This window comes from Bartonella sp. AC158YNML (assembly GCF_042196725.1).
In the GTDB taxonomy this organism is placed as follows: Bacteria; Pseudomonadota; Alphaproteobacteria; order Rhizobiales; family Rhizobiaceae; genus Bartonella.
On sequence record NZ_JBHIQU010000006.1, the window covers coordinates 80,598 to 93,591 of the forward strand.

The following is a 12,994-nucleotide window of genomic DNA, read 5'->3' on the forward strand; positions in this document are numbered from 1 at the left end:
ATTTTAAGATAGACCTCTTATCCCATTTTAAAAGTACTTAGATTGCTATGATAAATGAAAATGAGAGATTAGGAGGGGTGTTTTCGCAGAATACAGAACAGGTGCGTGCACTTGTTTTGATACCGATTTTTCAAGAAAATAGAAGTGAAATCTCTTTGAGAGAGTGTTCTATATCTTCTCGTGTTAAAGAATCATTGGGGTTAGCGCGTGCTATAAGGTTAGAAGTTGTTAATTATGAAACGATTAATATTGCAACGCCTCGCTCTGCGACACTCTTTGGAAAAGGTAAAGTAGATGCGTTAACCTGTTATATAGATGAATATTCTATTGAGCTTGCGATTGTAGATCACTTTTTAACGCCAGTACAGCAGCGTAATTTAGAAAAATTATGGAATTGCAAAGTTATCGATAGAACAGCTTTGATTCTTGAAATTTTTGGGGATCGTGCACGAACAAAAGAAGGAGTTTTGCAAGTAGAGTTAGCGCGTTTGTCCTATCAAAAAGGGAGACTTGTGCGGAGTTGGACGCACTTGGAAAGGCAACGGGGGGGGCGTGGCTTCCTAGGGGGACCTGGTGAAACGCAAATTGAAGCAGATAGGCGTCTTTTACAAGAAAAAATTATTCGTATTCGCCGCGAATTGCAAACGGTTATTAAAACACGTGCACTTCATAGAGCAAAAAGGAAAAAAACATCTTATCCTGTTGTAGCAATGGTAGGATATACGAATACAGGAAAGTCAACTCTCTTTAACCGTTTAAGCGGTGCAGATGTTTTAGCAAAGAATATGTTATTTGCAACGCTTGATCCGACTTTGCGCAAAATTGTTCTTCCCCATGGAAAAACTGTTCTTTTGTCTGATACTGTAGGGTTTATTTCTAACTTGCCAACGAATTTGATTGCAGCTTTTAGAGCAACCCTTGAAGAAGTGGTTGAAGCGGATCTCATTCTTCATGTAAGAGATATGTCAGATCTTGATCATCGAGCACATGCCCAAGATGTTTTAGAAGTGCTTTCAAGTCTTGATATCGATATTGATGATATGGAGCACATCATAGAAGTTTGGAATAAGATTGATATGTTAGATGAGCAAGCATTGAATGTTTTACAAACAAGCGCAAAGACGCAATTAAATCCTGCTCTCATGGTATCAGCACTTAAGGGGAATGGACTCGATCAATTATTAAGAGCCATTGAAAAGCGAATTTTTGGAGAGGTGCAAAGTATTGAATATCTTCTAAAGCCTCATGAAATGTCACTTATTGATTGGTTTTATGAAAACTCTGCGGAAATAGTGCAAGAAGGGCATGATGATGGGTCTGTTACCATTAGAGCGGTTGTTACTTCTGAAGCAAAAAAACAACTAGAGAGCCTCAAAAAAAATATGAATTAAGTTCTTTAAAGCTATTGTTGAACATTTTTGCTTAAATTTTATATTTTTATTATCTCAAAATAATATGACAGCAAGTTAAGAGGATAGTTACTACTTTCTCTTAATAAAACAATATGAAGAAGTATTTTGCTGGTTAAAATAAAGATGAGTCTTACATGTAATAAAAGACTATTCGTACGTACCGTATGGCGAAGCATTTTGATTGTTTTGCTATTACACATGCTATGTGTATCTTTGATTTGGTTGTATTATTTTGTCCAGCCCCGTAGTTACCAAGCAACTTTAATATTTTCATTATCTGATTCTGTTGGAAAGCCATTACCAATTAAAAAGCAAGACAATGTTATCGCCTTTTTGTTTTCACAGCCTATAATTTCAAATGATTCTCCTTTTTCTTTAAGGGTTTCTTATAAGAAAAAAAATCAGGAAAATATCCGTTTATCGCGTCATGGTGAACTTATCAACCTTACTTTTGAAGCTGAGACACAGGAAGCAGCACAACGTGGGTTGGAAACTTGGTTTTCCGTATTTTCACAAGCAATCATAAAACAAAAACAATTCTTGTTAAATGATAAATCTGAAGACAAACAATATGATAACACTGCGATTATTAATATCGTGCAGGAATTTCGGTCCTCTGTTGATTCTTTTATTCAGCATGGTGTCAAACAAACAGAGCTTCATGATCTTTCGATGCAATTAATGCAAGCAACTTTAAAGCGTATTCATTTAACAAGTTTGAATTCAACGATTAACATGATACGTGAAAATGGACAGTCTTTACTGTCTTTATCGTTTATTGCAGATAATTCAGCAATTGTTTCTCTGGAATCTAAACGTGATCTCTTGGAAACGCAAAGAGCACATATGGCGGCGCAATTGGGGTGGACACATCCTCAAATTAAGGCAATGACTGCGGAGTTAGAAGCGGTTTCCCATCAATTAAACAATAAAATTTTACAGATCGTTTATCAAGTTCATTCAGATATAATTATTGCAACGGAGTTGGAAAAACAGCTCCAAAAAAGGGTGAGTTTTTTTGTAAAAGATCAATCCCAATCTTTGAATGAAATATTTAACGAGTTTGAAAATAAAATAAAAGCAGCGGTCGATGCACAAAATAAAGTGATGAGCAAATCTGCTCAAAGAGAAAAAGTTATTGGTTCATATTGGGGATTGAGTGATAACCCTCTTCTCTTACAAAATACAAAGATCAATGTGGTAATGCCAACAACATTAGCCCCCATTTCTTTTATGGCTCTTTATGGAAAAAATGTTCTTGTGGGTGCATTGGCCAGCTTCCTTACTCTTTTGCTAGGAATAATGTTATTTTATCCGTTCTTTAAAAGCAAAAAAGACCAACTTTCAGAAGAGGATGTGAGATTAAAAGAAAATGCTCTCAAGAAGAATGAGAGTCTTTTAGTTTCTCAAGAAATAAAAAATCTTGAAGCTTTTATTACGATAGAGGGATTATCTGATGTTTTAAAATGGCATGCTTCAACAGTTATTTCAATTATTGGACCAGAGGCTGCACGGACAGCGGCAAAGCTTTCACTTCATCTCACAAAAGAGAACAAAACAATTTTATTGATCGATATCTCTGGTCAACAAATAGAGAAAGTCATTGGCCCACATCGCGGACTGAGTGATGTTTTAACCGGCCATGCTCAGATGCATGATGTTATTTACCGCGATTACGATACGGGCGTTGATATTCTTCCTCAGGGATTAACAAGTGCTGTTTCTGCACAAGATTTTTCAAATAATATTTCTCATATATTACAAGAATTTAAAAAAGAATATGATTTTATCATTTTAGAGATGGCAAGCAAACCAAAATATGGTTTTGAACAATTTGCAGAGCTAACAGACTATTATATTTGTAATACTGTTCTTAATGAACAAGATTGGATGATGTGGATGGTAAGCAGCTTTCCAAAGACTGTTTATCGTGTTGTTGCATCATAAACTTCGTAAAAGAGAAAAGAAATATGTATCATATGCTATAGTGGTACGCTTGTTTTTTGCTGAAGTTATAGTACATACTAAAATTAAAGATTTAATGTTAATTTTAAAATGCATTTTAGTTGGAGAGAAGCGTGGGGCAATCAGAGATGGCAGTAAAGAGATTAAACGATAACTTTTTAACACCTGTGCAAAAGGAAAATAGAAAACATATACAGGTGTGGCTTTACTCTATTTTACTGCTTTGTTTGGCAATTGTCTTAGTGGGTGGCGCTACTCGTTTGACGGGATCAGGATTATCGATAACGGAATGGAAGCCAATACACGGTATTATCCCACCGATAGGGGTTGATCAATGGCAAGAGGAATTTTTAAAATATCAACAGATAGCACAGTATAAGCTTCTTAATCGTGATATGACCTTAAGTGCTTTTAAGATCATTTTTTGGTGGGAATGGGCGCATCGTGTTCTCGGGCGCCTGGTTGGTCTTGTTGCTTTATTAGGGCTCATTTGGTTTTGGGCAACTAAACGTATTGAAAAAAATATTTTACTCCAGCTTATCATTGTACCAGTCCTTATTGCCTTTCAGGGTTTTATTGGTTGGTGGATGGTCGCTTCAGGGATTGGGCAGAGTAATTTAACAAGTGTGAGCCAATATCGTTTGGCATTTCATCTTATAACAGCATGTTTTGTAATTATTTTTGTTACTTATTTATCTCGAGGACTTGCAGAATATTCAGAAAAACCAGCAAATAAAAAGGTGCAATATTTTGCGTCTTGGCTTGTTATTCTCGTTTTGATAGAGATTTATTTCGGAGCTTTGGTTGCAGGGCTTCATGCAGGAAGAGTCTATAATACATGGCCGCTTATGGATGGGCAGATTATTCCTGATGGATTGTTGCAGCATCGTCCTGTTTGGCTCAATTTATTCGAAAATTCCTTAATGGTTCAATTTATTCATCGGTTTTTTGCTTATTTTTTATTTATTGTCTCAGTTGTTCATGCTTTCTATGTACAAAAAAATGCTCCACATTCAACCCATTCTCGTCGTGCATTTCTCATCTGTGTTATGATTATTATCCAAGCAGTCTTGGGTATCTTAACACTGTTACATGAGGTTCCGATAAGTTTAGGGCTCATTCATCAAAGTATGGCACTAGCCGTGTTATGTTTTGCGGTTGCGCACTGGCGAGCAACGAAAGGGGCATATCGCGTTGTGGAATAAAAGTTTGTGGGTAGGGAGGTTTAGTCGCTTGAAAGCATTAAATCGAGGTTCTGGATAGCTGCAGCTGATGCGCCTTTTCCTAAATTATCGAATATGGCGCTGAGATTAAAAATGCCTTCGCGATCATTGCCAAATACGAACAGTTTCATACCATCTTTATTGGCTAAACACTCTGGATTAAGTCTTTCAAGTGAAACAGTTTCTTCTTGTGATGCAACTAAAATGGTATTTTGTCCATCGTAATGGTTTGCGAGAATTTCGCGCAAATCAGAACAGTTTGCTGATTTTGTGAATAAATGGCGATGCAGAGGAAGATTCACAATCATTCCTTGGGGAAAACGACCAACACTTGGTATAAAAACTGGGGTTTGATTGATTTGTCCATAGATTTTAATTTCTGGCACATGTTTGTGTGCAAGATTAAGACCATAAATAAAATAATTTTCCTTAATATTTTGTTGAGATTGATTTTCCATTTGTAAAATCAACTGTTTTCCACCACCGGTATAGCCGGAGATTGCATTAATCGAGATGGGATAATCGGCGTCTAGCAGTCCTGCTTCACGGAGTGGGCGAATCAAACTAATGGCACCAGTAGGATAGCATCCGGGATTGGTTACATAATGTGCTGCTTGGATGCGCTTTCTTTGTCCTGCTATCATTTCAGGAAAACCGTAAACCCAGTCTGGTGTAACACGGTGTGCTGTCGAGCTATCAATAATCCTAATGTTTTTATTTTTTTTAAGCCAATGAACGGTTTCGCGTGCAGCATCATCTGGAAGACACAAAATAGCAATATCAGCTTGATTAAGATAGTCTTGTCGTAGATGAACATTATGGCGATCTTTATGAGAAAGAGAGAGTAGTTTTAAATCTGTACGCCTTTCTAAGCGTTTTTGTATTTGTAGTCCGGTTGTGCCATGTTCACCATCAATAAAAACTTTGGTTGCCATTCTTTTCTCTACTATATTCAGCTTTTCATATTATAAATTATTTTAAATCATTACCAACTTAAATAATAATTATTAAATTATTGAATTTATTTAGATTATAAATATTTTTTTGTAAAAGGTGTAAACAAATAAGAGCGTAAAAGAAGAAATTTAACCTCATTTTTCACCATTTTTATGAGAGACGTTTTTTGCTGTCTCTATGACAAGGAACAGGATAATTATTTGTATCATTATTTTTGAGTGTAAGTAGTTTAAAATGTTTGGTTTGCATGGTTTGCTGTGTTATCGTTTAATGACTTTATTTTTTAATGTTAGGAACGTATTTTATGACTCAGCAAAAAAATGACGCACAAGAGCGCTTTTTTAATGATAATTTACAAACTGTTGATGATGCAATCTTTGATGCAATTATGGAAGAATTTGAGCGTCAACAACATGAAATTGAATTGATTGCTTCAGAGAATATTGTTTCAAGAGCGGTCCTTGAAGCGCAGGGGTCTGTTTTAACCAATAAATATGCAGAAGGTTATCCAAGAAAGCGCTACTATGGCGGATGTCAATTTGTTGATGTCGTTGAAGATTTAGCCATTGAAAGGGCAAAACAGCTTTTTGGTGCTGCGTTTGCAAATGTACAGCCTAATTCTGGTAGCCAAATGAATCAAGCTGTCTTTTTAGCTTTACTTCAGCCTGGTGACACATTTATGGGGTTGGATTTAAATGCTGGTGGTCACCTTACGCATGGTTCACCTGTTAATATGTCAGGAAAATGGTTTAATGTTGTTTCCTATGGTGTACGTCAAGAAGATCAGATTATTGATATGGATGAGGTTGAGCGACTTGCAAAAGAACATAAGCCAAAACTTATTATAGCAGGGGGCTCATCTTATTCTCGATTCTGGAATTGGGAAAGATTCCGTGAAATTGCAGATGAAATCGGTGCTCATTTACTCGTTGATATGTCTCATATTGCTGGTCTTGTTGCTGGTGGCGTACATCCTTCACCTGTTCCACATGCGCATATTGTAACGACAACAACACATAAATCGCTTCGAGGTCCCCGGGGTGGTTTGATATTGACAAATGATGAGGCTTTATCCAAAAAAATTAATTCTGCTATTTTTCCTGGTCTTCAAGGGGGGCCTTTAATGCATGTGATTGCGGCAAAGGCTGTTGCATTTGGGGAGGCTTTGCATCCTTCTTTCAAGAATTATACTGCCAAGGTGGTCACACATGCGAAAACTTTAGCAAAAACATTACAGAATAATGGTTTTAATATTGTTTCTGGCGGTACAGATAATCATTTATTGTTGGTTGATTTACGTTCCAAAAATCTAACAGGTAAACGTGCTGAATTGGCTTTAGGACGCGCTCATATTACCTGCAATAAAAATGGTATTCCTTTTGACCCTGAAACGCCATCTATAACATCGGGAATTCGTTTGGGCTCACCTGCTGCTACAACGCGTGGTTTTTTAGAAAAAGAATTTATTCAAGTTGGTCATTTGATTTCAGAAGTTCTTGATGGTCTTCGGAACGCAAAAAGTGATGAAGATAATCATGCTGTTGAAATGGCTGTTAAGAAAAAGGTGGAAGATATAACGAATCAATTTCCTCTTTACTCTTATCTCAGCGCTTGTTAAGGATATAAAAGAGATGCGCTGTCCTTATTGTCAATATGAGGATACACAGGTTAGAGACTCGCGTCCTGCAGAAGGGGGGGCAGTGATTCGACGCCGCCGTGTTTGTTCTGTTTGTGCTGGTCGCTTTACAACTTTTGAACGTGTTCAGTTGCGTGAGCTTTTAGTCGCTAAAAAAAGTGGACGATGTGAACCTTTCGATCGTGATAAGTTAATGCGATCAGTTGATGTGGCTGTACGTAAGCGCAATATTGATCCTGATCATATTGAACGAGCAATTTCTGGCATTGTACGCCAGCTTGAAAGTTTGGGAGAACCAGAGATTTCTTCAGAAAAAATTGGGCATCTTGTGATGGAAGCATTGAAAAGAATTGATGATATTGCTTATATTCGTTTTGCTTCTGTGTATCGAGATTTCCGTAATGCAAGCGATTTTCACGATGTTATAGATGAATTGTCAAAGGGTATCGCGGATACAGAATCTCGTTTTGATGAATAAAAAAGTGCAAGATGAACGGTTTATGGCTGCAGCTATTCGTTTAGCAGAACGTCATGTCGGTCTTACAGGTGAGAATCCTTCGGTTGGTACATTAATTGTGCGAAACGATAATAGTGGAGGGGCTTTTATTGTTGGCTATGGCGTAACAGCTATTCATGGGCGTCCTCATGCGGAAGTGCAAGCTTTACACATGGCAGGTTCTTTGGCTCAAGGAGCTACTGCTTATGTTACATTAGAACCTTGTGCGCATTATGGAAAAACTTCGCCGTGTGTGAATGCACTTATTGGTTCAGGTGTTTCTCGAGTTGTTGTTGCGCTGACTGATTGTGACAAGCGTGTTGATGGTCATGGTATTGCTCTTTTGCGAGCGGCTGGTATTGAAGTGGTTGAGGGTATTTTAGCTGAAGAGGCTTTTGAATCCTTATGGACGCATTGGTGCATAAGAAAGATACAACGCTGTGCGGTCACTTTTAAAATGGCAATTTCTGCAGATAATGGTGTTGGAAAAAAAGAGAAAGGCAGCGTAAAAATTAGTGGAACACTTTCTCATGCCCATACGCATATTTTACGTGCTCAAAATAATGCTATCCTCGTTGGTATTGGAACTATACTCGCAGATGATCCACAACTCAATTGCCGCTTGCCAGGGATGGAGATGCGCTCACCAATTCGTATTATTTTGGATGCAGATTTATCTATCCCTCTTTATGCAAAAGTTGTCCAAACAGCTATAAAAATCCCTACATGGGTTATTTGTGATGGGGATCTTTCAAAGAAAAGCAAAAAAAATGCATTGGAGCAATATGGTGTGTCTGTTTATTCGGTAGAGATGAACAATGGTTGTGTAGAACCCTTTGCTCTTTTACAGATGCTTTATAAACATGGGATTAATAGTGTTTTATTGGAAGGGGGCGTCAAGACAGGGGAAAAATTTTTGAATGCTGGTTGTGTTGATCATTTGATATGTTTTCATACCCCCATTGTTTTAGGCAAAAATCGTATTGAAGCCCCTCATTTTGGAAATTATCTCTCGCAATTTCATAAAATTGAGACAAGAATGTTTGGAAATGACCGTTTTTATAAGTGGAGACGTAAGACATTATGTTCACAGGAATTATAACGGATATTGGTTGTGTTGAAGATGTTCAACCTTTAAAGCAGGGGATGCGTTTAAAGATTTCTACCCACTATGTTATAGAAAGCTTAGCAATTGGGGCGTCAATTGCTTGTTCAGGAATTTGTCTGACAATTGTAGAGCGAGGATTAAAGCAAGAAGATTCCAATTGGTTTGTTGTCGAGGCGTGGGAAGAAACATTACGTTTAACGAATCTTGCACAATGGATAAAAGGAACTTTTGTTAATTTGGAACGTTCGCTTCGATTGGGTGATGAAATGGGGGGACATTTGGTTTCTGGTCATATTGATGGTTTGGCTGAAATCATTGATCAAAAAAAGGAAGGGGATGCAATTCGTTTTTATTTAAAAGTTTCAAGACAATTTATGCCTTTCATTGTTAACAAGGGATCTATTGCACTTAATGGGACATCTTTGACTGTTAATGGTGTTGAGGATTGTGTTTTTGATGTTCTTATTATTCGCCATACACTCGAAATGACAACGTGGGGACAAGCTAAAATTGGAGATCGGGTAAATTTGGAAATTGATCAACTTGCTCGTTATGCTGCAAAACTTTTTACTTTAAAAAGAGAAGATGAATAAGCCAACACTCTATTGATCGTTTTCAGAATTTTATGCTTTATAACTTTGATTTTTTTGATTCGTTTTTTGTGGAATTTCATTATGATGAAAGAGATAGGTAAAAAGCCTCACGTATTGATTGTTGAGGCACGTTTTTATGAGGGGATTTCTGATGCGCTTTTGAGAGGTGCAGTGAATACTTTGCAAAAAGCTGAAGCAAGTTATGATGTTGTAACGGTTCCTGGAGCATTAGAAATACCAAGTGCAATAGCTTTTTCTGAACAAAACAAGATATCGTATGATGGTTATGTTGCTCTTGGTTGTGTTATTAGGGGTGAAACATATCACTTTGAAATTGTTGCTAATGGTTCTTGTCGTGCATTGATGGATTTAACTGTTCATCAACACTTGGCTATTGGAAATGGTATTTTGACTGTTGAAAACGAAGAACAAGCATGGGTGCGTGCAAAACTAGATGACAAAAATAAAGGTGGTTTTGCGGCTGAAGCTGCTTTATGTATGATCGCTCTAAAAAAGAGATTTGGAGATAATCGTTAAATATGGCTGATATAAAAAGCAGACATTTTCCGCGTTCAGCCAATAAACGTGGAGCAGCAAGACTTGCTGCAGTTCAAGCACTCTATCAAATGGATATCGTGGGTTCGGGGGTGATGGAAACTGCAGCTGAGTATGAGGCTTATCGTTTGGGAAAAGATATTGATGGAGACCAATATCTTGAAGCTGATTTTCAATGGTTTTTGGCTATTATAACGGGTGTTGTAAAAGATCAAAAGCAGCTTGATCCGCTGCTTCATCAACAGCTTTCTGCAGAGTGGTCTCTTTCACGTCTTGATTCTATCTTACGCGCAATTTTACGAGCAGGTTTATGGGAGTTGATCAACCGTAAAGATGTCCCTATTGCAGTTGTTATGAATGAATATGTTGATATAGCAAAGGCGTTTTTTGAAGGTGAAGAGCCAAAACTTGTTAATGCAGTTCTCGACAGTATGGCAAAAAAAGTCCGACTCTAAGAGTTACAAATCCCCTCCATTATAGATCTGATATTATCAGACCTATAATATTGAAACGGTACGCAGACTATATGATTTAGTTATGGGGTGGCAAATTCGCAGGGCCTTTTATAATTTGAATTAAGAAAGGATGTTCTTTCGTTACAGTTGGCGTTGTTTGTGTAATAAAGTCAAACACTTGACCGTCTTGTAACCCGTAATTTGCAACTTTTGCAACCTGATTATTTTTATTGAAGTAAATAGCTAAAACTTTGCGATCAATAATCTTTGTTTTCATAAACTGCATCCCACGATAACGTGTCTGTGAGATGTAATAAAAAACTTCATTATCATATTTTGTTTTTAATGAAGGGGTCCCTAAAGTTAAAAGAACTTGCTCTTGACTTGAGCCAATAGAAATGGAACTCAGAGCATCTTTATCAAGAATATAGCCTTCTCTATAAATTTGACTTGAACCTGAAGAATCAAGAAGACTACAACCGGCAAGTATTATTATATTTACTATTGAGAGACCAACCAATAAGTGACGTTTGATTAAGGCCATGAAGTGAGGCATTTGAAACAATGACATCTCCTTTTTATACTTAGATGTAACACAAGAAAGCAATCTCAAGCTTTTTCTAATTTTAGCTTAATCTACCGTAGCTTACATTGAGTTTCCCTGTTATAAAACAAATTATGCCATATAGAATTTCTTTAGAAAAGAAAAAAATGAATGAAATGTACTTGAGATAACTAAAAGTACAGTGCTTGATATGTTTTTGTGGTTGGGAGTTGTTAATGAATGCTCAAAATGTTTCTCAAATGACATGTGCTTTGGCTTATCCAATATCTGTACGTTCTCTCCCTGCTAAAGGTATAAGAGTTCATCTTTGTGCAAACAAAAGGGAATGTATACATTTAGCTCAGAACCATGATTTGATTGAAGTGAAATTCTGTGAGGGAAAATTCCATATTTTTCCGTGGAAAAAACGTGGCGTGCGTATAAAAGGTCTGTTACAAGCACGTATACTACAGTTATGTGTTGTTACATTAGAACCTTTAGAAAATATTCTCTGTGAAAATATTGACGTTGTTTTTGTTCCTGAAGATTCAAATTTGATAAAACCCAAAATATCAGAAGGGACTGGAGAATTATTTTTAGATGTAGAGGGGCTTGATACTCCGGAAGTATTTTATAATGATAAAATTGATATTGGTGCAATCATGGAAGAGTTTTTTGAGTTGTCTATTAATCATTATCCACGTAAAGAGGGGATAAATATGCATGTGGTTAAAAATTTAGAAGAAGCAGAGCAAAAACTCTCGCCATTTTCTGTTTTGAAAAATTGGAAGTAATTGTAAAAACATAAAAAAATTATCTATTGTATGCTATGATAAAAACGATATTTTCCGCGGAGCTATTTTCGCAAGATATGTTTTGTGAGTATTCAGAAGCCAAAAATCATAATATACATTTAAAAATGTAAATAAAAGATGTGGGATATGCAAGCGTGATTAGAATTTCTGTGGATGTTATGGGTGGTGATTACGGTCCAGAAGCAGCTATTGCAGGAGCAGCAATTGTACAAAAATATTTGTCAAATATTTATTTTCTGTTTTATGGGATAGAAGAGATCGTTAAGCCAGTTTTAAAAAAATATCCCTGTTTAGATTCTGTCTCGCGCTTTTATCCCACAGAAAGTTATACGCGCATGGATGAAAAGCCAAGCCAAGCACTTCGTAATGGACGTGGTAAATCATCAATGTGGTATGCCATTGAAGCGATAAAAAATGGTGAAGCTGATGCCTGCGTTTCTGCTGGTAATACGGGAGCGCTGATGGCTATGTCTTATTTTTGTTTAAAAATGCTAGCAGAAGCTGAACGTCCTGGAATTGCGGGTATCTGGCCAACACTTCGCAGTGAGAGTATCGTTTTAGATATTGGGGCAACAATTGGTGCGTCTGCTCGTCAGTTGGTGGATTTGGCGGTTATGGGAGCGGGTATGTTTCGCGCTTTGTATCACACTGAAAAACCAAGCGTTGGGCTTTTAAATGTGGGGGTGGAAGAGGTTAAAGGACTATACGAAATAAAAAAAGCAGGAATGATATTACGTGAAGTACAATTAGAAGGATTGGAATATAAAGGATTTGTTGAGGGCAATGACATTGGGAAAGGAACAGTAGATGTTGTTGTAACCGAAGGGTTTTCTGGTAATATTGCTTTAAAAACCGCAGAAGGGACCGCGCGACAGATAGGAGAGATTTTAAATTCTGCATTGCGCAGTTCTTTTTTAACATCTCTTGGTTATTTTTTATCGCGGGGAGCTTTTCGTACACTGAAACATAAAATGGATCCCGATAGGGTGAATGGAGGAGTACTTTTAGGCTTGAATGGTGTTGTCATCAAAAGTCATGGCAGTGCTAATGCTAATGGTTTTGCTTCTGCTATCCGAGTTGGTTATGAGATGGTTAATAACGGACTTTTACAAAAAATAACTGCTGATTTACGGCGATTTCATGAAAATAAAGGAACACTTTTTGATCAGGAAGAAGAAGCAGTGATGAATGGAGAGTCCTTATGATAAGCTCTTATAATAGAAATGAAAAGTCTG

At 37.0% G+C, this 12,994-nt stretch carries 13 protein-coding genes; 11 read left to right on the forward strand and 2 right to left on the reverse strand.

Going from position 1 to position 12,994, the window contains the following annotated elements:
• The first annotated feature begins 47 nt into the window (after positions 1 to 47).
• The 3 genes from hflX (at position 48) to ACFIM1_RS04910 (ending at position 4,582) form a co-directional block, all read left to right on the forward strand.
• Positions 48 to 1,391 carry a GTPase HflX gene (gene hflX / locus ACFIM1_RS04900; RefSeq protein WP_375609382.1) on the forward strand — a complete coding sequence of 448 codons (1,344 nt, stop codon included), beginning with the start codon at positions 48 to 50 and terminating at the stop codon, positions 1,389 to 1,391.
• Positions 1,392 to 1,535: 144 nt separating this feature from the next.
• Complete coding sequence (locus ACFIM1_RS04905) at positions 1,536 to 3,359, forward strand: hypothetical protein (RefSeq protein ID WP_375609383.1); 1,824 nt, start codon at positions 1,536 to 1,538, stop codon at positions 3,357 to 3,359.
• 131 nt (positions 3,360 to 3,490) lie between these two features.
• Positions 3,491 to 4,582 carry a COX15/CtaA family protein gene (locus tag ACFIM1_RS04910; RefSeq protein ID WP_375609384.1) on the forward strand — a complete coding sequence of 364 codons (1,092 nt, stop codon included), beginning with the start codon at positions 3,491 to 3,493 and terminating at the stop codon, positions 4,580 to 4,582.
• A gap of 20 nt (positions 4,583 to 4,602) precedes the next feature.
• On the opposite strand, the gene argC is transcribed toward ACFIM1_RS04910, so the two are convergent.
• Complete coding sequence (argC, locus tag ACFIM1_RS04915; protein ID WP_375609385.1) at positions 4,603 to 5,535, reverse strand: N-acetyl-gamma-glutamyl-phosphate reductase; 933 nt, start codon at positions 5,533 to 5,535, stop codon at positions 4,603 to 4,605.
• A gap of 326 nt (positions 5,536 to 5,861) precedes the next feature.
• Between argC and glyA the strand changes: the two genes are divergently transcribed.
• The 6 genes from glyA to nusB all read left to right on the forward strand — a co-directional run bounded on the left by glyA (position 5,862) and on the right by nusB (position 10,400).
• The gene (gene glyA / locus ACFIM1_RS04920) at positions 5,862 to 7,175 is read left to right on the forward strand and encodes a serine hydroxymethyltransferase (protein WP_375607107.1); all 1,314 of its coding nucleotides are present in this window, start codon (positions 5,862 to 5,864) and stop codon (positions 7,173 to 7,175) included.
• A gap of 13 nt (positions 7,176 to 7,188) precedes the next feature.
• Positions 7,189 to 7,671: a transcriptional regulator NrdR gene (gene nrdR, locus ACFIM1_RS04925; protein WP_375609386.1), complete on the forward strand. Its 483-nt coding sequence runs from the start codon at positions 7,189 to 7,191 to the stop codon at positions 7,669 to 7,671.
• A complete protein-coding gene (gene ribD, locus ACFIM1_RS04930; RefSeq protein WP_375609387.1) occupies positions 7,664 to 8,791 on the forward strand; it encodes a bifunctional diaminohydroxyphosphoribosylaminopyrimidine deaminase/5-amino-6-(5-phosphoribosylamino)uracil reductase RibD in 1,128 nt (375 codons plus the stop codon). The genes nrdR and ribD overlap by 8 nt, the downstream gene beginning before the upstream one ends.
• Positions 8,773 to 9,390, forward strand: coding sequence for a riboflavin synthase (locus tag ACFIM1_RS04935; protein WP_375609388.1), 618 nt, complete (start codon positions 8,773 to 8,775; stop codon positions 9,388 to 9,390). The genes ribD and ACFIM1_RS04935 overlap by 19 nt, the downstream gene beginning before the upstream one ends.
• Before the next feature lie 81 nt (positions 9,391 to 9,471).
• Positions 9,472 to 9,927 carry a 6,7-dimethyl-8-ribityllumazine synthase gene (locus ACFIM1_RS04940; protein WP_375607111.1) on the forward strand — a complete coding sequence of 152 codons (456 nt, stop codon included), beginning with the start codon at positions 9,472 to 9,474 and terminating at the stop codon, positions 9,925 to 9,927.
• 2 nt (positions 9,928 to 9,929) lie between these two features.
• A complete protein-coding gene (nusB, locus tag ACFIM1_RS04945; protein ID WP_375607112.1) occupies positions 9,930 to 10,400 on the forward strand; it encodes a transcription antitermination factor NusB in 471 nt (156 codons plus the stop codon).
• Positions 10,401 to 10,476: 76 nt separating this feature from the next.
• On the opposite strand, the gene ACFIM1_RS04950 is transcribed toward nusB, so the two are convergent.
• A complete protein-coding gene (locus tag ACFIM1_RS04950; protein WP_375609399.1) occupies positions 10,477 to 10,956 on the reverse strand; it encodes an outer membrane protein assembly factor BamE in 480 nt (159 codons plus the stop codon).
• 224 nt (positions 10,957 to 11,180) lie between these two features.
• On the opposite strand from ACFIM1_RS04950, the gene ACFIM1_RS04955 reads away from it, so the two are divergent.
• Positions 11,181 to 11,738: a DUF177 domain-containing protein gene (locus ACFIM1_RS04955; RefSeq protein ID WP_375609389.1), complete on the forward strand. Its 558-nt coding sequence runs from the start codon at positions 11,181 to 11,183 to the stop codon at positions 11,736 to 11,738.
• Positions 11,739 to 11,893: 155 nt separating this feature from the next.
• A complete protein-coding gene (gene plsX, locus ACFIM1_RS04960) occupies positions 11,894 to 12,964 on the forward strand; it encodes a phosphate acyltransferase PlsX (protein WP_375608298.1) in 1,071 nt (356 codons plus the stop codon).
• Positions 12,965 to 12,994 lie beyond the last annotated feature (30 nt).

Bases quoted from the DNA above. Each gene is read 5' to 3' on its own strand.
- hflX (WP_375609382.1), top strand. From the start codon at position 48: ATGATAAATGAAAATGAGAGATTAGGAGGGGTGTTTTCGCAGAATACA.
- ACFIM1_RS04905 (WP_375609383.1), top strand. From the start codon at position 1,536: ATGAGTCTTACATGTAATAAAAGACTATTCGTACGTACCGTATGGCGA.
- argC (WP_375609385.1), bottom strand. From the start codon at position 5,535: ATGGCAACCAAAGTTTTTATTGATGGTGAACATGGCACAACCGGACTA.
- glyA (WP_375607107.1), top strand. From the start codon at position 5,862: ATGACTCAGCAAAAAAATGACGCACAAGAGCGCTTTTTTAATGATAAT.
- nrdR (WP_375609386.1), top strand. From the start codon at position 7,189: ATGCGCTGTCCTTATTGTCAATATGAGGATACACAGGTTAGAGACTCG.
- ribD (WP_375609387.1), top strand. From the start codon at position 7,664: ATGAATAAAAAAGTGCAAGATGAACGGTTTATGGCTGCAGCTATTCGT.
- ACFIM1_RS04935 (WP_375609388.1), top strand. From the start codon at position 8,773: ATGTTCACAGGAATTATAACGGATATTGGTTGTGTTGAAGATGTTCAA.
- ACFIM1_RS04940 (WP_375607111.1), top strand. From the start codon at position 9,472: ATGATGAAAGAGATAGGTAAAAAGCCTCACGTATTGATTGTTGAGGCA.
- nusB (WP_375607112.1), top strand. From the start codon at position 9,930: ATGGCTGATATAAAAAGCAGACATTTTCCGCGTTCAGCCAATAAACGT.
- ACFIM1_RS04950 (WP_375609399.1), bottom strand. From the start codon at position 10,956: ATGCCTCACTTCATGGCCTTAATCAAACGTCACTTATTGGTTGGTCTC.
- ACFIM1_RS04955 (WP_375609389.1), top strand. From the start codon at position 11,181: ATGAATGCTCAAAATGTTTCTCAAATGACATGTGCTTTGGCTTATCCA.